Source organism: Serratia sp. TSA_198.1 (assembly GCF_052686505.1).
This window is the reverse complement of record NZ_JBQZFP010000001.1, coordinates 2,347,212-2,367,263: the sequence shown is the minus strand read 5'-3', so window position 1 is coordinate 2,367,263 and position 20,052 is coordinate 2,347,212. Positions and strand designations below refer to the sequence as shown.

14 protein-coding genes are annotated in these 20,052 nt (G+C 58.8%); 5 read left to right on the top strand and 9 right to left on the bottom strand.

Annotated features, from left to right (window positions below; genetic code table 11):
* Positions 1-319: 319 nt before the first annotated feature.
* From ACUTSW_RS11390 to ACUTSW_RS11380, 3 genes are read right to left on the bottom strand one after another with little or no spacing between them, the layout of a single operon-like run.
* A complete protein-coding gene (locus ACUTSW_RS11390) occupies positions 320-1,174 on the bottom strand; it encodes a class I SAM-dependent methyltransferase (RefSeq protein WP_445584426.1) in 855 nt (284 codons plus the stop codon).
* A gap of 44 nt (positions 1,175-1,218) precedes the next feature.
* Complete coding sequence (locus tag ACUTSW_RS11385; RefSeq protein ID WP_445584425.1) at positions 1,219-2,085, bottom strand: alpha/beta fold hydrolase; 867 nt, start codon at positions 2,083-2,085, stop codon at positions 1,219-1,221.
* 11 nt (positions 2,086-2,096) lie between these two features.
* The gene (locus tag ACUTSW_RS11380) at positions 2,097-2,990 is read right to left on the bottom strand and encodes an NAD(P)/FAD-dependent oxidoreductase (RefSeq protein ID WP_445584424.1); all 894 of its coding nucleotides are present in this window, start codon (positions 2,988-2,990) and stop codon (positions 2,097-2,099) included.
* Between the two features lie 131 nt (positions 2,991-3,121).
* On the opposite strand from ACUTSW_RS11380, the gene ACUTSW_RS11375 reads away from it, so the two are divergent.
* Entirely contained in the window at positions 3,122-3,781 is a 660-nt protein-coding gene (locus tag ACUTSW_RS11375; RefSeq protein WP_445584423.1) for a TetR/AcrR family transcriptional regulator, read from the top strand.
* A gap of 274 nt (positions 3,782-4,055) precedes the next feature.
* Here the strand turns inward: ACUTSW_RS11375 and ACUTSW_RS11370 are convergent, their stop codons facing one another.
* Entirely contained in the window at positions 4,056-4,301 is a 246-nt protein-coding gene (locus ACUTSW_RS11370) for a helix-turn-helix domain-containing protein (protein ID WP_445584422.1), read from the bottom strand.
* Between the two features lie 36 nt (positions 4,302-4,337).
* On the opposite strand from ACUTSW_RS11370, the gene ACUTSW_RS11365 reads away from it, so the two are divergent.
* Positions 4,338-4,463 carry a helix-turn-helix domain-containing protein gene (locus tag ACUTSW_RS11365; protein WP_445584470.1) on the top strand — a complete coding sequence of 42 codons (126 nt, stop codon included), beginning with the start codon at positions 4,338-4,340 and terminating at the stop codon, positions 4,461-4,463.
* 121 nt (positions 4,464-4,584) lie between these two features.
* On the opposite strand, the gene ACUTSW_RS11360 is transcribed toward ACUTSW_RS11365, so the two are convergent.
* The 3 genes from ACUTSW_RS11360 to ACUTSW_RS11350 all read right to left on the bottom strand — a co-directional run bounded on the left by ACUTSW_RS11360 (position 4,585) and on the right by ACUTSW_RS11350 (position 7,736).
* Positions 4,585-5,124, bottom strand: a complete 540-nt coding sequence (locus ACUTSW_RS11360; RefSeq protein WP_445584421.1) for a hypothetical protein — start codon at positions 5,122-5,124, stop codon at positions 4,585-4,587.
* A gap of 373 nt (positions 5,125-5,497) precedes the next feature.
* Entirely contained in the window at positions 5,498-6,022 is a 525-nt protein-coding gene (gene cybB / locus ACUTSW_RS11355) for a cytochrome b561 (protein ID WP_445584469.1), read from the bottom strand.
* 115 nt (positions 6,023-6,137) lie between these two features.
* Positions 6,138-7,736, bottom strand: a complete 1,599-nt coding sequence (locus ACUTSW_RS11350; protein WP_445584420.1) for an ABC transporter substrate-binding protein — start codon at positions 7,734-7,736, stop codon at positions 6,138-6,140.
* A gap of 341 nt (positions 7,737-8,077) precedes the next feature.
* On the opposite strand from ACUTSW_RS11350, the gene ACUTSW_RS11345 reads away from it, so the two are divergent.
* Positions 8,078-9,424 (top strand): condensation domain-containing protein, encoded by a 1,347-nt coding sequence (locus ACUTSW_RS11345; RefSeq protein ID WP_445584419.1) that lies wholly within the window; start codon positions 8,078-8,080, stop codon positions 9,422-9,424.
* 43 nt (positions 9,425-9,467) lie between these two features.
* Here ACUTSW_RS11345 and ACUTSW_RS11340 read toward each other — a convergent pair whose 3' ends face one another.
* Entirely contained in the window at positions 9,468-12,560 is a 3,093-nt protein-coding gene (locus ACUTSW_RS11340; RefSeq protein ID WP_445584418.1) for an amino acid adenylation domain-containing protein, read from the bottom strand.
* Positions 12,561-12,632: 72 nt separating this feature from the next.
* Positions 12,633-14,225 (bottom strand): condensation domain-containing protein, encoded by a 1,593-nt coding sequence (locus ACUTSW_RS11335; protein WP_445584417.1) that lies wholly within the window; start codon positions 14,223-14,225, stop codon positions 12,633-12,635.
* A gap of 503 nt (positions 14,226-14,728) precedes the next feature.
* On the opposite strand from ACUTSW_RS11335, the gene ACUTSW_RS11330 reads away from it, so the two are divergent.
* The gene (locus ACUTSW_RS11330; RefSeq protein WP_445584416.1) at positions 14,729-16,852 is read left to right on the top strand and encodes a TonB-dependent receptor; all 2,124 of its coding nucleotides are present in this window, start codon (positions 14,729-14,731) and stop codon (positions 16,850-16,852) included.
* A gap of 250 nt (positions 16,853-17,102) precedes the next feature.
* Positions 17,103-20,027, top strand: coding sequence for a condensation domain-containing protein (locus ACUTSW_RS11325; RefSeq protein WP_445584415.1), 2,925 nt, complete (start codon positions 17,103-17,105; stop codon positions 20,025-20,027).
* Positions 20,028-20,052 lie beyond the last annotated feature (25 nt).

The following is a 20,052-nucleotide window of genomic DNA, read 5'->3' as shown; positions in this document are numbered from 1 at the left end:
CTGACGTTTCATCAACCTACTTGAGTAATAGGGTGAGTCCGGTTTACGGCTAGATCATCATAAGAAAAAGCTGCCCATAGGCAGCTTGTCATTATTTACGTGGTTTACCCGCATCCGAGCGCTTCTCTCGAACTCTTCCATCGTTGTTACTATCGCTGGGCTGGGTACCACCACCAGATTTAGGAACAACTACGCCAGGATTTGAGTGGTCTTCTATCCGCCATAATTCCATTTCCTAATAGAATGGCAAAAGTGCCGCCTTTTTTGATAAGCCTGGTATGCCTACAGGCTCGTAGGTGTCCTCAACAATTAATTCCCGTCAGTTGGACGGGTTGCGTGCCGTAACGATCCACGCCGCACCGCTGATCATCATAGCGCCCTCGCCAGTAAGCCCCGTGAAGGCTGCACGAACGGCACCCCAGGCGCAGGCGCGGATATCGTCGGGTTGATCAGCAAGCGCACGCGACAGCGGGCCCACCTCGAGCGTCATTTTCACCGCATCGACGATCGCAGCGTCCCGCGTCCCACCCTTGCCGAACGGAACAGAAGCATCAAAGGGCGTGATAACGATATCGGTGAAACCGGCTGCTGTCAGGATGTGTGCTACTCGTCCGCTGGCGCCGAATGAAAATGGGCTGAGCGATTCGGGATCGGGCAGCGGAACAATACTCTTGAGCGCGTTAATGGGAAGACGCATCCAATCATTTTCGGCAACGCCGCGCCAGCAAGCGAAAGCGACCCGCCCGCCTGGTCGGAGCGTGCGTCGCATATGGGCGAATGCCCCTATCGGATCATCAAAAAACATCACCCCGAAACGCGAAAACAGGATGTCGAACGAGCCCTCGGGCAGTTCGACTCTGCTCGCGTCGGCCACTTGGAACAGGGCTGGCGTATCATATGGCGTGATCGCGCGCGCTCGGTTGATCAGCGGTTCGGATATGTCCACACCCAGCACTTGCCCCCCCGCGCCAACGCAGGCGGCCAGAGCCAGACTCGAGGCGCCCGCACCGCAGCCAATGTCCAGCACGCGCTCGCCCTTCGCGGGCGAAGCGGCTTTGATCGCGGCTTGACCGAACACCGCGACCATGGCATCGAGCCGGGCCTGGTTGGCGACCCAATGCTCCCCACTTTGACCTTTCCAGTCTGCAACCTGATAGGTGTTTTGCTCAGTCATGCAATCTCCTTGTTCTGATCTGTTCTTAATTAACGATCCATTTATCAGCGCTGGGGGAGCGACGCTAATCTGGCCCATGCCGCGATACGTTTCGCAATTGCCTCGGGTGCCTCAATGTGCAGAAAGTGGCCAAGGTTAGGGACGACCTCGTTCGTGCGTTGGGCGGCAAACCGATGTCGGTCGTCGACCTGCGCGGGTAAGATGCAGCCGTCGTTGGCCCCGTGAAGCTGCAACAAGGGCACCTTAATCGGCTGAGACATTCGGCGCGTCGCATCAAACATGCCGGGCCGCAACATCGCTCGGTAGAACTTTAGAGGCGCGGGCATGCTCGCCAACAGGTGCTCGTGTAACTCTTTCTGGAGCGCAGGCTCGAGCGAGAAGCCGGGCGACCACTGACGCCAGAGGTGGTCGATCAGGGAAAAATCACGGGCGGTGGCTATCCATCCGCTTCCAGGCAGTTGAAAAAGCCCCATGTACCAGCTACGTCGTAGCTGGGCCGGGCTGGTCATCCGGCCCATGAACGTGAGTGGATGCGGGATTGCCAGCGTGACTGCGCGTTCGATCCGCTCCGGTGCTGTGACGCAGGCATCGTACGTGATCAGGGCACCCCAATCGTGGCCGATCAACTCCACAGGTCGACCCGGAGACCAGCGGTCGATCAGCGCGAGCACGTCGCTGGTGAGGGCTGCGAAGTCGAACGGCCCCGCAGTCGGAGACGGCGCGTAACCGCGAAGCCATGGGGCTACCACATAACGTCCGCGGTGGCCGAGCTCGGCAAGAAAGGCCTTCGCAGTCGGTGGATGGTCTGGGAAGCCGTGCAAGAAGATCGTCGGCTGGCCATCGGCATCTCCACCCTGCAGCGCGTGAAAAGTACCGTGGGGCAGGTCGAAAGTGACGTGTTCAAATTCCATGTGTGCACCCGTCAAACCAGCATCGACTGTTGAGCGGAAATACCCGCTATCGCGCCGTGCGATATTGCCGTGGTGACTGAGGCCATCGCTGGGTTAGCAAGGTCACCGGCGGCGTAGATGCCGGGCGTGCTGGTTTCGCGGCGATCGTCGACCTTGATGGCAATGCCCAGAGGGGTATCGACCGTTGCGAGGCCCAATGCTTCATGCAGGCTTGCGGACGGCTTATTGCGCGGATGCGCGAACAGGATGTCGACCACGACATCGGGAGCAGTATCGAGCTTGATGGTGGCACCATGGCTCCCGTGACGGACGATTTCGGTGATCCGGCCATCAACGAGAGGTACCCGGCGAGCGGCCAGGTCGGCCCGTATGTCGAGGGCGATGTCGTGACCGTTGCCAAAGACAGTCAGCCTGTCTGTCCAGTCATGGAAGAGCCTGACCTGATTGTGCGACTGCGGACCAGACCAGACGAGGCCCCAGTGCTGGTCGGCGACTTCAAAGCCGTCGCAATAGGGGCATGGTATGATGGACGTACCCCAGCTTTCAGCAAAGCCTGGAATATCAGGCATCTGGTCAACGACGCCATAACTCAGAATCAAGCGGCGCGCCCGCAGATTTTCGTTATCATCCGTGACTACGCAGAAATTGTCGATGGTGCCAGATACACTCTCGGCCCGCGCGTTGACCAGCGTGATCGTTGGATAGCGTGCCAGTTGCTGCCGTGCCTCGACCAGGATGTCCTGTGGTGGCTTGTGATCGTGGCCGAGCACACCATGTGAATGGCCAGCAAAGCGATTGCGTTGCCGGTTAGTGTCGAGGACTGTGACCTTGCGACGGGCACGGCCAAGCTGCAGGGCGGCGGCAAGACCGGCAAAACTGCCTCCGATGATGATGACGTCATTCATGGTGATGATTTCCGTGTTGAGGATGTAAGGAGTGTAAGGAGATAAGCTAGTTCTAGAGCACCTTGCACATTTATAAAACTGTATGGTATCGTAATTAAATAATTAAGATACTGTCAAGGACTGTATTTATAGTGACCAATAAAAACAACCCAGCCCGGCGGGGCAGGCCTGTCAACGAGGCGCTTGGCCAGACAATCGTCGAGGCCGCCTCCGAACTATTCGTAGAATTGGGATTTCAGGCGACGACCCTGGACAAGGTCGCCCAGCGGGCGAAGATATCCAAACTCAGCATCTATCGGCATTTCGAGAACAAGGAGGCACTGTTCAGCGCGGCCATCGTGGCCGGTTGCCGGCAGTTGTTTGCACCACAGGCTCTTCTTGAAGGCGTCGACGGTTCAGTTGAAGATCAATTGATGGCGGTTGGAACATTACTGCTGCGCACGCTGTTAAGACCCGACGTTAGTAGCGTCGAAGCCATGGTCATGGCCGACAAGACGAATCAAAAGTCGTTAAGCAAACTCCATTACGAAGCCGGCCCCGCTCATGTAATCGCCCAAATCGAAGCCCTTTTGCGTCAGTTGCACGCGAAGGTGCTTCTGAACGTTCCCGATCCTCTTCAGTCCGCTCGCTTGTTTGCTGCGCTTTTCAAAGGCTCCGACCTTCTGATTATCGCGCGCTTCGATGAGGCCAGAGCAGAGGACGACAACGAAATCGAATCATATTGTCGGTCGGCCGTCGCCATGTTCATCGCCGCGCACGGTGGTACCCAGGGTGCGATATCGCAGCTGTGATCTTGCCCTATATTCCCGTTCACCTCCTGGTCGCAACGTAAAGCCCAGGTGTGATGCATATTCGCGGCTTCAAGCCGCCTGAATGTCTGGGATGTCCGCTCTTCGCTCATAACCGCCGAAATCGTGCGGATGACTCAGCCTAACTATAGGGTAGGATCCTCTACCGGGTGGGATCAGTACACCAACGGCTCGGAAGTGCCTAATTTGCTCGTGGCGCTCGATACGCAATCTATTTACACATTCGTAATGCGAAGGTCGTAGGCTTGATTTGTTATTACAATGAATGAACCCGCCCAGCAATCATTCCCAGCACGGCACCTGCATCCACCCCAAGCAGCCGTGCCATCACAGCGAACTCAACCACATCCAGCTTGCGCTCGCCGTTCTCAACCTTGGCGATAAAAGACTGCGGGCGGCCCAGCGCCTCGGCCAGTTTGGTCTGAGTTATGCCTTTTTCTATGCGAGCATCCCGAAGTATTTTTATAACTAATTGATACTCGGCTGAATAAACTGAAGTCATGGTGCTTTCCGCGAGTGATATCCCAAAGTCGAATATCTGCCATTATCCCTAAATGGGATAGTAGGCGCATCAGATAACAGGCTGATAGCCGAAGCTTTGAATCTACCCCCTGCAGAGATATGGCCTTCGAGATACTCTGAACCTGTATATAAGGATGAGTAGGGCGGTCATTCTGCATCAGAATTCGGCACTATTTAATGCGGATGAAAACAGCAGGTACAAATATGGGGGCAGGGCAGTTAGCTATCCGCAGCCCCCATTATTATCTAATGAATAGTCGCGGTTATTGCTTAACAACAAGGTGGCTGCGCTGTTCTTTGCTCATTGCTTTATTAGAGCTGGAAATGACGCAGTTATATTTTTCGTCTTTATTGATAATCATAAAGGTGCTGACCGGGTTTTTATAGTCTTTGTCGATAGTGAAATAAACATAATCCTGCGGCAAAGAACTCGGTTTGAAGGCGCCAAACGCATAAACACCCGCCATGCCCAACGGGGACAAATCAACCGTAATTTCTAGCGGCTGAAGGGTATTCGGGGAGGGCAGCATGGATTTTGCGGACATCATCATTGAAGTGGTATCGATGGTGTATTCGCTGGTCACTTTCATCCCGACATACTTGGATTCAGGTTTCGAAAGCTGTTTCATACAGGCGGCATCGTGCTCGGGCGCGGGGCTGCCATTTTCTTGTACGGCGTGCACATGCTCCAACGTCACCAGCGCTTTGCCGGTCATCGTTTTTGCGCTGTCTGCCGCTTGCGCCATACCGGAAAAAACGAGGGCAGCAACCGTGGGTAGAATAACGCCAGTCATTATTTTCATTACTTTTCTCCAGACTTTTATGAATGGGGAAGCCATATTGACTTTCCCGTGTGTGTAGTCGATGAAAGTTAATTAATGAAATTATGGGTAGCGCTAAATCGCCTTGTGTAAACACATGGCATGACACCGCTGCCCAGAAGAACAACTGGCGTTTTTAAGATGAAGACATAAATTTTAAATAAACGGACGTGTGATTATCGTTATTAAATTTCGAGCATATGAACTGTATGGATAACCTTAGTCAATATCCGGGATAGATACAACTCGATGGGGGAATTTTTTATTTTATCGAAGCAATAGTGGAATTAATAAGCCAATAGATTATTTCCATTGGCTTATATATACATGCTTATTATTATCTTATTGCCCTTGGTTAGCGCTTTTTAAACAGCGGCAGCATTCTCACCAAGGTATTGTCCTTAAAGGCATAATGATGAATCAGCGCCGCAGCGGCGTGCAAGCCAATCAGCCAATAACCGAAAGAGGCCAGCGTCTTGTGCCAGCCGATAATTGTCCGCGCCTGCGGCCGGTCGGCAATCTCGGCAAACGGCATCGGCAGGCCGAATAAAAACCACTCCTTGCCGCCCAGATAGCGGGAATAGACGCCCAGAACCGGCAGCGTCAGCAGCAGCAGGTAAATCAGGGTATGCACCAGATGCGCCGCGCCGGTTTGCCATTTTGGCGGCATCGGGCTGATGGCGGGGGAGGCGTGACGCCCGCGCAGGATCAGGCGGGCGATCATCAAGACGAACACCGTCACCCCGCAACTGAAGTGGGTGACCACCAGCAGATACCATAACGGTGTGCCCGGTTCGGCAAAGCCTCTCAGCTCAATCGTGGCGCAGGTGATGACCAACAGGATAGCGACCAGCCAGTGCAGACGGATCTGCATTGGCATAAATGTTTTCTGCACTCGATTTGCCTTGTTAACCTGAGATTCGATAGGCATTGAGAGTAACGAAATGTTACAGGAGAGGAAAGCGCCGGGTTTGAATTTATCCCGGCGCTTTGGCTTAGTTCACCTTCGCCTTGGCGAAGTCACTGCCGTTCACGTCAACCACATAGCCGCTGACGTTGCTGCGGGTGGCGTAGAACACCTTGCCGTTAGCCAGCGGCAGCAGCGGGGCCTGTTCGGCAAAAATCACCTGCGCTTGCTGATAAAGCTTGGCGCGTTCTGCCGGGGCGCTCACCTGAATCGCCTGCTGGATCAACCGATCGTAGCCTTTGTCGCACCAGCGGGCTATGTTGGCGCCGGTTTGCACGCCGGCGCAGCCGAGCAGCGTGGCGAAGTTATCCGGGTCGCCGTTATCCGACATCCAGCCATACAGCGCGCTCTGCTGTTCCCCTTTACGCAGCCCGGCCAGGTACTGGCCCCATTCCCAGGTGACGATTTTGGCCTTCACGCCCACTTTCGCCCAGTCGCTCTGGATCATCTCGGCAATACGCCGCGAATTAGGGTTGTATGGCCGCGCCACCGGCATCGACCAGATGTCGGTTTCAAAGCCTTTTTCCAGCCCGGCCTGTTTCAGCAGATCACGGGCCTTCTGCGGATCGTAGGTATATTCCGGCAGTTTGTCGTTGTATCCCAGCATCGCCGGCGGCAGCAGCGAATTGGCCGTTGTACCGCTGTCTTTGAACACCGCCGCGACAATCGCCTTCTTGTCCACCGCATAGCTCAGCGCCTGGCGAACCAGCACGTTATCAAAAGGTTTCTTCTGGGTGTTGAACGCCAGGTAGCCGACGTTCAGGCCGTTGATGTCATGCAGTTGCAGGTTTTTGTCGCTCTTGATGGCGTCGAACTGCTCCGGCAGCGGGGCGGGAATGATCTGGCACTCGTTGGTTTTCAGCTTGGCCACCCGGGTCTGCGCATCCGGCGTGATGGAGAAAATCAGGTGTTTGCTGGCCACCTCGCCTTGCCAGTAATGCGGGTTGGCCACGTAGCGGATCAGCGAATCCTGTTTGTACTGCTGCAGTGCGAACGGGCCGGTGCCGATAGGCCAGTTATCCACGTACTCCGGCGTGCCTTTCTTCAGCATGGCATCGGCGTATTCTGCGGAAAGAATCGAGGCGAAATCCATCGTCCAGTCGGCCAAAAACGCGGCGTTGGGCTGGCTCAACGTAAAGCGCACGTGGTCGTTATCCACCGCTTCGACGTGGGTAATCAGCTTGTCCAGCCCGGTGTCGGTAAAGTACTCGTAGTTACCGCCGGACACCTTGTGGTACGGATGATTAGCGTCTTTTTGGCGCATCACGGTGAACACCACGTCCTCGGCGTTGAAGTCGCGCGTCGGGGTGAAGTATTTGTTGCTGTTGAATTTCACGCCCTTGCGCAGCGTAAAGGTGTAGGTTTTGCCATCCGGGCTGATGGTCCACTCGGTGGCCAGCGAGGGGGCAGGGGTTTTATCGCTTTCGCGCAGCGTCAGCAGGCGGTTATACAGCACCTGCGAGGTGGCGATAAACGTCGGCCCGGAGCTGGCGAGCTGCGGATTGAAAGACTCCGGCGAGGCGACCGTGCAATAGACCAGCGTATCGGAAGCCGCCAGCGCGCTGCCCGCCGCCAACAGGCTGGTTCCCGCCAATAACAGACCTGCAGTTGTTTGTTTTAAAAGCATAAAAGTGATAGCTCCCTCAGGTTGATGGGGGACACTGCCGCCGCTGTGGCATTCAGGCAGCCCCCCTGGTCTAACTATAATGAGGCTTTGCGGATCTGGGAACTGGCTGTGGCGGATTCCTTTCCGATCACTGCCTTGATCGCCAACATTTCCACCGCCGCCGGCGAAGGTTTTTTGCCTCGATAATCCTTCATTCGACACGCATTAACCTGTTGTCCTATATTTATGAAAATGATAATAAGTGTTATTATCATTTTCATTTGTAACCATGTTGAAACACTTTCAGCGCGTTGCGGCCGTCGTTTTTCTGGTCTCCATGTCGCATATCAAAGGTAGGTAACATGTCGGAAACCCTTTTGGCTACTGAATGGCTGCCGCTGTCGCCGGCACAGTTAGATTTCTGGGAGGAGTTTACCCTGCACCCCGGGCAGCCCTTTTCCACCGTCGCTCACGCCACCGAATTGCGCGGAGCGGTGGACGAGGCGGCGCTGTGTCGGGCGATAACCCTCACTGTCGCAGAAACGCAGGCGTTTGCGCTGCGGTTTGGCACCCGCAGAGGCGATCGGTTGCCGATGCAGCGCTACGATCCCGAACGGATTCCGCGCCTGAAGCGTATTGATTTGCAGGAACATCCCGACCCTTACCAGGCCGCAATGCGGCTGATGCAGGCCGATGCCGAGCAGCCGATGGATCTGCACAGCCAACCGATGACGGCCGTGTGGCTGCTCACTCTGGGGCCGACGCGCTATATCTGGTACCTGCGTGCTCACCATATCATTATCGATGGTTACGGCATGGCGCTGGTCGAGCATCGCTGCGCTGCGCTGTACGCGCATTTTCTCGGCAAGGGCGCGGCGGGGCAAGCATTGGGCACCTTCAGCGCTTTCCAGCAACATGAGTTGGCCTACGGGGCTTCCGAACGCTGCGACAAGGATCGTCGGTTCTGGCAGCGTTATTTACCGCCGTCGCAGGTGTTGCCAACGGTGCGTAAAGGCGGCCGGGAATATGGCGTGAAATGCCTCAGCACCAGCACCCCGCTGCCGGAGGACATTTCACGGCGGCTGCGCCTGTTGTCCGAGCGCAGCGGTATCGGCTGGCCCGATCTGCTGCTGGCTCTGTCCGCCGCCTGGCTGTTTTTTACGTTGCCGCCTTTACCGCATGAAAGAGGGGATACGCGGACCCTGTGGATGCCGGCGATGAATCGTCGCAGCAGCAAAGCGACCAATACGCCGGCTTTGGCGGTCAATACGTTGCCGTTTCTGGTTTCACTGCGTGCGGAAGAGACGCTGGGGCATTTCCTGTCCGGCGTGACGCAGACGCTGCGCGAACTGCGCAGCCACGCCGGTTATCGCCTGCGGCAGATTGCCGCCGATCGCGGCGTGACGCCCGCGTCGCGTCTGTTTATTTCCCCGTTTATCAACGTTCAGCCGTTCGACTCGGCCGGTTTCAGCGGTTGCACCAGCACGCGCCGGGTGCTGGCAGGCGGTGCCGGCGACGGGGTTAACCTGATCTTCCGTGGCGGCACTGACGCCGGCGATCTGCATTTGGATATCGATGTCTTTGTGCAGCAGTTCCCTACCGCCGGGGCGGCCAACTACCGAAGCGCCTTGCAGGACTTTTTGCAGCGCGCGTTACGGGAAGGGGCGTTGGAGATGGCGATCGGTGATCTGGTGGCGGTGCCCGCCTGATGAAAGCGGGCAGGGGATGACCCTGCCCGTAGGGGATTGAGGGTTAGCGGGCCAGCAGCGCTGCGACCTCCCGTGCATTTTTGCAGGGGATCAGCACCGTTGGCGGCAGTTGGGTACCAAAGGCGTCATTAAGCCGTGCGGCCACCTGGCGGATGTGCGGCAGTTTCAGCCCCATGCTGATAAAGGCGGTTTCCTCCCCCCACTCAGGACGTGGCGCCGCGCCGATGGCCTGCAGATAGATGGTCAGAATTTTGCCGCTCTGCGCCGGCGGCGCGCTCGGCAAAGGTGCTGCACAGGCGTTCAACCCGGGAGCCGCCCGCCCGGCCCCGAGCGCGGTGCGAATAGCGTGACGGTCGGTTTTTCCGTTGCCGGAGAGCGGCAGCGCTTCGGCGTGGATAAAGCGCGTCGGGATATGTGTACAAGGCAGATAGCCCGTCGAGAAGGCGCGAATATCCGCCAGCGACAGCGGCTTGCCGTCGTGGGTGAGGTACATCGCACCCAGCGTAGACTCGGCATTTTCCCCGCTCGGATAATCCACCACCACAATGTCCAGAATCGCCTCATGCCCGCGCAGCACGTCTTCGATCTCCGGCAGCGACACGCGCACGCCGCGGATTTTCACATAGCCGTTCACCCGGCTGGCGAACAAAATGTTGCCGTCCGGGCGATAGTAGCCCTGATCGCCGGTGCGGAAGGCCCGCAGCGGTTGCCCGTCGGGGCCATTCAACGGGACGAAGTCATGTTGCTTCACTTCGCCGTCTTCCAGATAGCCTAACGCCAGATTCACCCCCGCCGTATGAATGCGGCCCACCACGCCGGCCGGGCAGTGCGTGCCGTCGTCATGGCAAATAAAGTATTGGTTGCCCGGCAATGGTTGGCCGTAGGGCACGGTGCCGGTGTCCTGCGCTGCAATTGGGTGCCAGATGCTCCAGATAGTGGTTTCTGTCGGGCCGCCGAGTGAGAACAGGCAGATGTCCGGGCGCAGGCCACGCAACGTCTGTACCGTCGCCGGTTTGATGTAATCGCCGCCCTGAGCCACCAGCCGCAGTGAGCGCAGGCTGTCGGCCGTTTTGCAGGTGAGCAGCATTTCCAGGATCGCAGGCACGGAACACCACAGGCTGACGCGGTGGCGCTCCACCAACTGGTTCCAACTGATGGCGTCTTTTTCCTGATGCGGGGCGGGCAGAACCAGCGTCGCACCGGCGCTGAGCGAACCGAACAGGTCAAACATCGACATATCGTGGTGCGGCGGCGTCACGGAGATAAACACATCATCGGCGGTGACCGCCCAGCGTTGCAGAGTCTGCCCAAGCACGTTGGCGGTGGCGCGGTTGTTGAGCACCACGCATTTGGGTTTGCCGGTGGTGCCGGAGGTGTACAGGTAATAGCTTGCTTCGGTGCTTGCGCTGCGTTCCGTCAGCGTCTGGTCGCCCGGCAGTTCAGGCGTGCCGGCTGCCGGATCGAGCAATTCTGTCGGCGTCACCCCGTGCGGGGTATCCAGCTCGCCCTGATGCACCACCAGATCCGGCCGGCAGTTGCTCAGCAGATAGGCGGTGCGTTCCGGCGGCGAGTTGATGTCGATCGGCACCCAGATAACCCCCAGCAGCGCACAGGCCAGGGAGACAGTCACGTGTTCCGGGCTGCGCGCCAGATACAGCGCCAGCACGCTGCCGCGCCCCAGATTGCGCCGTTGCAGGTTGGCCATTACGGCTCCGACCTGGCGGCCCAGTTCAGGATAAGACAGGGTTTGCTCATCGCAGATCAGCGCCGGTCGCGGCTGTGGGTCGTTAAACAGCCGTTCGGCCAGCTGCGCCAGGTAGGGATAAGCGGTGAATGCCGCTTCGCCGTGGTTATGGCGATAGTGTCGGTAATCGATAAAGCGCGCCGGGGCGATCTCCAGATCGCCGCCCTGGCACATTTGCACCACGCGGCGTTGCAGGGCGTCCAGCATCGCCTGCACCTGTTCGCCGTCCAGCGCCTGCTCGGCGTAATCGACGCACAGTTGCAGATTTTTGTCGGCGTCCTGCGTCAGACGGATGTCGATCGCGACCTGCGGCGTTTGGGTCAGGCCGTCGTGGTAGCGGACCGGTGCGCCGGCCGGCAGTGTCTCCCAGCTCAGGCAGTTGGTGAGAATGACCGGCAGCGCCGGGGCGCCCTGGCTGCGGTTCAGCAGCTGCCGCGCCAGATCGACGCCGGAAAACGTCAGGTGGTCGAGAGCGCCCAGTATGTCGTCTTGCAGTGCCTGCGCACGGCTGACAAAGGTACCGCCCTCGCGCGAATAACGCACGGCCACAAAGCTAGAGGCGTTGCCGAGCAAACCCCCAGCAGCAGGAAACGCCACCGGCACGCCCACACACAGCTCGCCGTCGGTGGTCCACTGCGCCAGCGTATCGAGGATCACCGCCGACAGGGCGCTGTTGCGCAGCAGCGAATGGGCTGAGCCCAGGCGTGAAAAGGCTTTTAGCACGTCGCGTGGCAGGGTCAGGCTGGCGCGCCGGTAGCGAGAGCTTTTGATGTTGGCCAGCGGGGCGCGCCACGGCAACGCCGAAGGTGTGGTGACGTCCTGCAGTTTGGTCTGCCAATAAGCGGCGTCGGCCCGGCGCTGTTCTGCCGTTGCGGCGGCCGGCGGGGTAGCCGGTGCGATTGGCGGCAACGGAGCGTCATCGAACAGCCGGGCTATCAGGGTAGCGATGCCCTGACCATCGAGGATCAGCGCGTCGAAGCTGGTGAAAATCAGGGTGTCGTAGCGCCCGGTTGCGTCCTGCGTCTCCGGCAACTGAATGGCGGCAATACGCCACAACGGCTGCGCAGGATCGTGGCGCTGGTGCGAATACAGCTCGCGCAAGGCGGCCAGCCGTTGCTGCGCAGCATCGTGCTCCAGTGAGCGCAGATCGTGCCGATCCAGGTTCAGCGTGGTTTCCGGCCGTACGCGCTGGGTGAAACGCTGGGGATCGAGGCAGGTACGCAGCGCGGGATAGTGCCGCACCAGTTCGGCCAGCCGGGTTTCCAGCCGCGCCAGATCCAGCCGCTGGCCGCGGTATTCGCGGAAATCGTGCATCGCCACGCCGCCGAGCGGCCATTGTTCGCTGCGGCCGAGGAGGTAAGCCTGTTGCAGCGCGGTTAATGGTGTCTCCATGGTATTTCCCTATTGTCGCTAACCGATGAAAAAGAACGCAGGGCGCGTGGGGCTACGCGCCCAAAACCGATATCAGACCTGAGGCGCCAGCACGTTCAGCAGCATTTTCGCGCCTTCGGCGGCGTTGGGGTCACGCTCGCAGATCAAAGCGGCCAGCGCCGCCGGTGTGGGGTGGGCCGCCAGATCTTGCGGGGTCAAGGCTACCGGCAGGTATTTGTTGAGCACCCCGAGCAGGGCGAGCAACGCGGCCTCCGGCAGCGGCAGGGCGGTGATGTCGTCATCGTCGCGCAGCATGACGCCCGGCGCTACGCGCGCCAACAAACGGTGCAGCAACTGGCGTACCGGGGCCTGGGTTTCCGGTAAGCACTGTGACAGCAACTGCGCCAATGGCCGCCTGAAACTGTCGGGGTGGCGTGCCGCCTGCTGTAACAGGGTGCTGTAGGTGGCAAACAACTGCTGCGGTAATCGGTCCGGGAAGGCATCCATCCGCAGATCCCAGTTGATCAAGATACCGTCGTTGGCGTGCGCCACCTGGGCGTCCAGCGCCACCTGCGGGCCCTGGGAAATCACCCAGTCCAGCGGGCCGAAGGTGCGGGTGACCTGGTCGGAAAACAGCGCTTTGCCGCGAATGCCGAAACCGGCGGTGAACACCACCGGCGAAGGTTGCATGCTGCCGTGCAGGCGCGACAGGTCGCGCATCACGCTCACGCCCGGGTAGTCGGCATGAGCGAGCAATTCCGCCAGCTGATCCATCAGGCGGCGGCAGAAGGCGGGCAAGTTTTCCGCCGGATTGAGCTCTACACCGAGCAGCACCAAATTCGAGAAGTCGCCAATGATGCCCTCTACGCCTTCCGCATCGCGGTGGAACAAGGGTACGTTGAGCCGGAAGCGTCGCAGGTTCCAGCCGTGGCCGACGGTAATGGCAAACAGTGCCAGAAACAGGGAGGAAAGCGTGACGCGGTGCGCTTTGGCGGCATCGGCCAGCGCCCGAGCCTCTGTGGCGTTCAGTTGAAGCGCCAGCCGATCGCTCTGACAGCGTTCCGGTGCGCGCAGCAGGTGGGGCGCGGGCGGCAGTTGCGCCAGGCGTTCGCGCCACCAGGCCTGAGCGCGGGATCGTCGCTGCAGCAGCTCGATGTCGGCATGGTGCCGATCCAGATAGTCAAAATAGGGCACGCCGTCGTTGTCGGGGGCGGCCGGGCAGTGGTGATAAAACCGCGCCAGATCCTCCATCAACACGCGAAATCCCATGGCATCGCCGGCGATCATGTCCAAATCCACATGCAGCCGGCTGTGGCCGTTTGGCAACAGACTGAGGCTGATATCACAGGGAATACCCTGTTCCAGCGGCAATTTTTGGCTGCTTTTTTGCCGGCGTTTGGCGCTCAGCGCGTTGGCTGCCTCGGGGGCGTCGGCGTGACGGAAATCGTCGATATGCAGGCAATGGCGCGGACCGCAGGCATCAATGGTCTGTTGACCGTCCGCCGTGATGCGCAGGCGCAGCATCGGGTGGTGCAAATAAAGGGTGGTCACGGCCTGTCTCAGTCGTTCGACGTCCAGGTCGCAGCCGTTAAATTCCGCATACAGGTGGGCGGAGACGCCCCCCAGCGGCGCTTCGGATTGCCGGCCCACCCAGTAGGCGGCCTGCATCGTGGTCAACGCTTTCATTGGGTTTCCATCAGTATTGAGAGACGGGAAGAATATATGTCAATGTTAATGGGAATGAAAATTATTACTATTTTTATTTGTTATTGTAAAACGAAGTCGTCATAAGGGGCAGGATGAGTATTGTCACCCCAGGGTAAATGGCTATTTTTGATATTATTATGTTTTATATTAATTTTTAAAGAAATTATTGCGATTTGAAATGATGAAAGAAACCCGTTTTTTGGTCTTTATGCTGTTTCTTTGTGAGCCTGTCCATTCTCCTTATTGATAATGATTTGCATTAAAATATGTAAAATATTATCATTATTAACATTTCTTTACGTTTCCAGACAAAAATACTGCATCCGCCCGCTGTGCGTCTGGGGGGAAGCCGTCTGCTGCAGGGATAGGCAATAGCAAGGTCAGGAAGGCCGCAATGCCAGTGTTAGTGTGAGTGTCAGCGTCGTTACCTATGTGAAAACAATCAAATTTTTGTGCATCTGGGATGAAAGGAGAATACATCTATGAGCAAGCATTCAGCGGCTCAAAGGCATAAAATCGTAGGAAACAAGGAAAAAACGGGCTTACAGGCCATCGGGGCATTTTCCTCACTCTTTTTGGGACTTTGCTCTGTGTCTGTGGGGAGCGTTAACGCAGCAGCGCCGGACGATAAGGTGCAGGAAGCCGCCGACAGCAAACGCCAGGGCAATTGGCAGGACTCGGAGAGCCTGCTGGTCACCGGCGAAAAAATTAAACGCACCATTTTCGATACCGGCTCCAGCGTGCAAGTGTTCGACAGCGAACGGATTTCTTCCATGCCGAATGCGTTGCAGGTCACCGATTTGCTGCGCATGACCCCCAACGTGGTCGATTTGGGCATTGGCAACAATTTGCCGACCGTGCGCGGCATCGACGGCTCCGGCCCGAACGTCGGCGCCAATGCTTTCCTCAGCGGCACCCGCCCGCGCCTCAATCTGTCAATGGACGGCCGCTCTCTGACCTATAACGAGCAGGCATATGGTCCGCAGTCGCTGTGGGATCTGGATCGCGTTGAAGTGTTCCTCGGCCCGCAGAGCTATATTCAGGGGCGCAACGCCATTGCGGGCGCCATCGTGATGACCAGTAAGGATCCGACTTTCGACTGGGAAAGCGCCTTCAAGGGCGGAGCCGGCAACCAGCATTCTTCACAGCTGTCCGCCATGGCTTCCGGCCCGCTGGTGGAGGACCAACTGGCGTTCCGCGTCAGCGTCGATCGCCAGCGTCGCCGCAGCGATGTCGACCTTCCCGCCTATGAACCGGTAGGCGATCCTCGTGAGGTTGAAGCCACTACCGCTCGCGCCAAACTGTTGTTTAACCCGGCAGGTATGCGCGAGTTGACCACCAAGCTGACCTTTAACCATTTTGGCAGTACTTCACCGCAAAACGAGAGCCTTAACCCGCTGGTTCACCCGACCAACCCACGCCACGATCCGCGTCGTGCCGTGTTTAAAAGCAACACCAACAGCAGTGTCTGGGATTTGGCCTGGGAGCAATCCGACAGTCTGACGCTGGAAAACCGCGTTATTTACACCGACTTCAACATTAACCGTCCTACGGCCTACAACATTCAGTATGCAGAAATCGACGGTAAAGAGGTGCATGTGGAGCCGGTGGCGCGCTTTGGCGGGCCAGACAGCCGTCTGCGCGGGCTGGCGGGGTTGCGCTATTTCCACGCCAAGCAGGATGAGTTCGTTAATATTTTCGGCGGTTCCAGCTTCAAGGATAAAACCGACACCAACTCGGCCTTTGCCGAACTGACCTACGCCATCACGCCGCAGGTGGATATCACCGCCGCCAGCCGCGTGGAACGTGAACATCGCCGGCGCACCGGTGGCAGCAACGCCGTGCGTATCGATTTCGACGAAACCTACGATGTGTTCCTGCCGAAGCTGGATCTGGCCTGGAAACCGACGGACACGCAGACCTACGGTGCCAAAGTGGCGCGCGGCTATAACGCTGGCGGCGCCGGCATCACTATCGGCACGCCGGTGGTCAGCTACACCTACGGCTCCGAATATGTCTGGAACTATGAGCTGTATTCCCGCCACCACCTGAAAGACGCCAACGTCATCCTGACCAGCAACGTTTTCTATAACGACTACAAGGACATGCAACTGCCTTATTCGTTGAGTGAGAACTCCAGCGTGATCCGCAATGCCGACAAGGTGGAAACCTACGGTGCGGAAATAGGGGCGACCTGGCAGCCGCGTTGGGACTTCGAGCTGTTCGGTAACGTCGGCCTGCTGAAGACCAAGATCAAGAAGTTCTCGGGCAGCGGCGTAGATGGGCACGAACTGGCGCGTGCGCCGGCCTATACCGCCAACATGGGCGCCAAGTACCAGTTGATGGCCGGGCTGGAACTGAGCGGCAACGTGGCGTTCTCGGACTCCTACTACTCGCAGTACGACAACGATTCACGCGGGCGTATCGGCTCTTACTGGTCGGCGAATACCCAACTGGCGTACACCTTCGCCTATGGCCGCGCCACCCTGTATGCGCAGAACCTGTTTGACTCGGAACGTCGCGTGATGGTCAGCGGCAACGACGTTTATACCGCGACCCAGCAGCGTCCGCGCATGATCGGGGCCGCACTGGAACTGACATTCTGATAACGGGCTTTGTCAATTGTCGGTGGGGCGTGCAAACGCCCCTGAGATTGATGGCAGAGTGGTTTTCGAGTCCGAGATACCCGGGCCTAGCGCACCGAGGGGCACTCCGGCAGCTAAAGCTGCTACGACCCCTTCGGCACGCTCTCCCTAATAACGGGCTTTGTCAGATGCCAGTGGGCGTGCAAACGCCCCTTTTCGTGACAAGCGTTCCCCGACGTTCCGGTGCGACCGGACACAAGGAGATAGAGCAGTGAGCGGTTATTTTGACAATATACTGAGCGACGACGAGGCCCAGCGTCTGGATCTGGCGTTCAAGACGCTGGGCGAGCAGGCGGCGGATGCCTCGCAGCCTTTGAGCGAGGCGGAAGAGCTTGCGTGGTTCACCCACCAGCAGCGGGGAGACGGCGGCAGCCAACAGGCGATGGCGTGGCGGTTGGGCGGTGAGCCGGATATCGGCAGGTTGGCCAGCGCGCTGGAGGCCCTTACGCGGCAGATGCCGGAGCTGGACGTCCGCTATGATTTCGATGATGAGCTAGGTTTGCGCAAGCTGCGCGGCAATGCGCGGCTGAACCCGGTGGAGATTCAGCCGGTGACGAGCGAGGAACAGGCGGTCAGCCGTTTGTTGCAGGCGCAGGCCACACCGCTCGAACTGGCACGGGAAGCGCCGTTGCGCTTTTTGGTGTTCACGGGCGCAAACGCCGTGTTGGGCGTGGTTGCGCACGATATTTTGACTGAAACGCTGTCATGCCGGCACTTATTGACCCGGTTGTCGGCACTGTACAACGGGCAGGAGCCGGCACCGATGTATGCCGCCCTGCCGCCGCAGGGGTTAAATGCGCGATTGCCGGAAAGTACCGCTCTGGCGCTGCCGTGGCCGCGCCATGCGGCTGCGCTGCGGGATTATCGTCCGGCTATGCCGCAAGATGGCATTCTGGCGCAGGCCGGTGTACGCATCGTGACCCGCGTTGCGCGCAGGATGTTACCCGCCGCCGAAAATCCGGCGCAGCTGCTGGCGGCAGTTGCCGTTCGCTTCGCCGGCTTTATCTCCGCTCAGGCCGGCGGGCAGCCGCTGCAACTGTGCGTGCCACAAGGGGATGCGCAAGAGGCTATCGGCCTGGAGAGCTGGACGGACACCGCCCGCTTGAAGCGCCTGACTTTACAACACCATGACCCTGAGCCATTGAACAGGCTGTTGGCGCAACAAACGGCGGAAGAGCCGAACCCAGACCTGGCCCAACTGCTGGTGACCTGGCTGGCGGATCCGTCGGTGGCTTTGCAGCTCGATGGCGTGAGCGCCGAGCGCATGTTGTTGCCGCCGCTGCATACCCCCTTTGAACTGGTGCTGGCCCTCAGCCTGCCGGATCCCGATTCGGTGTTGCTGGAGCTGGTCGCGGACCCAAGGTTAACCCTGCATGCAGCGCCTTTCCTGCTGGAGCAGTTTGTCGCTTCTCTTGCCGGGCAGAGGATAACGGCGGCGCTGCTTCCCGCCAGTGAACGGCCTATGGCGCCGGACAACGGCGGCACTGTGGTGGACGACAGGGTAAATGAAGAGATCGCTCAGCTGATTCTGGATGAGTTCCGCGACGCGCTGGCCGCGCCGGAGATGACCCTCGATGAAGATTTCTTCGATCGCGGCGGGCATTCGCTGGTAGCGACCCGCGTCATCGGTCGGCTGCTTAGCCTGCACCGCATCGAGCTTAACATTAACGATCTGTTCAGCCACGCTACCGCTCGCGGCTTGTCGGTTTACGCGAAACGGCAGGCGGCTGCGGCCCCGGTGGCGGAGCGGGTCACTCAGGATCAGGGCGAAGCGGTACAGGCGCCGCTGTCACTGGCGCAGCACTCTTTGTGGAAGGTTTACGAAGCTTTTGGTCATGATGAAATCTTCAACCTGCCGTTCGCCATCAGTTTCCTCGATCCTGTGGATGAAGGGGCGTTGCGCCAGGCGTTTATTGACGTGATGGTGCGCCACAGCGTACTGCGCTCGCTGTTTATCGAGCAGCAAGGCGAGGTGCGCCAGCAGGTGGTGTCGGCCGTTGAGCTGCCGGACTATGCCTGGTTCCGTTTCTCTCATGAAACCCCGCCCGGCGACGCGAGCGAAATGCTGGCCAAAGCCGGTGAACACCGCTTTAACCTGGCCGCCGAGCTGCCGCTGCGCGCCACCTTCCTGCGCGACGCGGCAACGGGCCGGCAGTTGCTCTCGCTGCTGTTCCACCATGTGGTGCTGGACGAGTGGTCGCTGAACCTGATGATGGAAGAGCTGGGCATGGCCTACCGCTATCGTGTGGCGGGGCAGCCGCCGACGTGGAAAACCGAGGTGCCGCAATTTTATGCCTTCGCCCGGCAGCAACAGGCGAGCGGCGTCAGGCAAAAACACCTGGATTACTGGCTCGATAACCTGCGCGATGCACCGGTCGGCCAACCTTTGTTCCGGCAGGAGCCTTCACACCATCCTGCGGTACCGGCAGAGGCCGACGTCAACGGCGGGTGGCTGGAGTTCGACGTCGATCCGGCGGTGGCGGATGGGCTGTACGCTCAGGCCAGAAAGAACAACGCTTCGCTGTTCAACGTGGTCTACGCCGGCATTACCACCGCCCTGCGCCTGCTTGGCGGCCCGTCGGACCTGCTGGTGGGCACCTCGACCTCCGGCCGTAACGACGCCGAATTCTTCGATACCGTCGGTTATTTCACCACCGTGGTCGTGCACCGGGTGCGTTTCGCTGATTCGCTGACGCTGGCGGGGCTGATCGACCAGGTCAAAAACACCATCAACGGCTCGATGCCTTACACCGATATCCCGATCGATCTGGTGGAAGAGGGGCTGTTTGGCGCGCACGCCGATCGCAAGAATCACATGTTCGAAGTGTTCATTCAGATCCACAGCCGCATCAAGCTGAACGGGGAATTCACTCTGCAAGACGGCAGTACGGTGGCGTACCGCCAGGTAGAGCCGGAAAAAACCGAATCGCTGCTTGGCCTGCAGTTTGAGGTGATGGAGGAAAACCTCGACGGCGTGAAATCCCTGCGCGTGATGATGACCTACCGCACCGATCACTACACCGCTCAGCAAGCGGGGTTGATCGCCGGCACCATTCAGCACGTGTTCTCACATTTTGCGCAGCACGCTGGCGGGGACATCCCGCTGTCGGCCCTGTCGCCGGCGCCGCAGGAATGACGTTGTTCACCCTAACGGGCTTTAT

Excerpts from the sequence above, each read along its gene's own strand:
- ACUTSW_RS11335 (WP_445584417.1), bottom strand. The coding sequence starts at position 14,225 with ATGAAAGCGTTGACCACGATGCAGGCCGCCTACTGGGTGGGCCGGCAA.
- ACUTSW_RS11390 (WP_445584426.1), bottom strand. The coding sequence starts at position 1,174 with ATGACTGAGCAAAACACCTATCAGGTTGCAGACTGGAAAGGTCAAAGT.
- ACUTSW_RS11385 (WP_445584425.1), bottom strand. The coding sequence starts at position 2,085 with ATGGAATTTGAACACGTCACTTTCGACCTGCCCCACGGTACTTTTCAC.
- ACUTSW_RS11370 (WP_445584422.1), bottom strand. The coding sequence starts at position 4,301 with ATGACTTCAGTTTATTCAGCCGAGTATCAATTAGTTATAAAAATACTT.
- ACUTSW_RS11330 (WP_445584416.1), top strand. The coding sequence starts at position 14,729 with ATGAGCAAGCATTCAGCGGCTCAAAGGCATAAAATCGTAGGAAACAAG.
- ACUTSW_RS11340 (WP_445584418.1), bottom strand. The coding sequence starts at position 12,560 with ATGGAGACACCATTAACCGCGCTGCAACAGGCTTACCTCCTCGGCCGC.
- ACUTSW_RS11350 (WP_445584420.1), bottom strand. The coding sequence starts at position 7,736 with ATGCTTTTAAAACAAACAACTGCAGGTCTGTTATTGGCGGGAACCAGC.
- ACUTSW_RS11380 (WP_445584424.1), bottom strand. The coding sequence starts at position 2,990 with ATGAATGACGTCATCATCATCGGAGGCAGTTTTGCCGGTCTTGCCGCC.
- ACUTSW_RS11360 (WP_445584421.1), bottom strand. The coding sequence starts at position 5,124 with ATGAAAATAATGACTGGCGTTATTCTACCCACGGTTGCTGCCCTCGTT.
- ACUTSW_RS11345 (WP_445584419.1), top strand. The coding sequence starts at position 8,078 with ATGTCGGAAACCCTTTTGGCTACTGAATGGCTGCCGCTGTCGCCGGCA.
- cybB (WP_445584469.1), bottom strand. The coding sequence starts at position 6,022 with ATGCCAATGCAGATCCGTCTGCACTGGCTGGTCGCTATCCTGTTGGTC.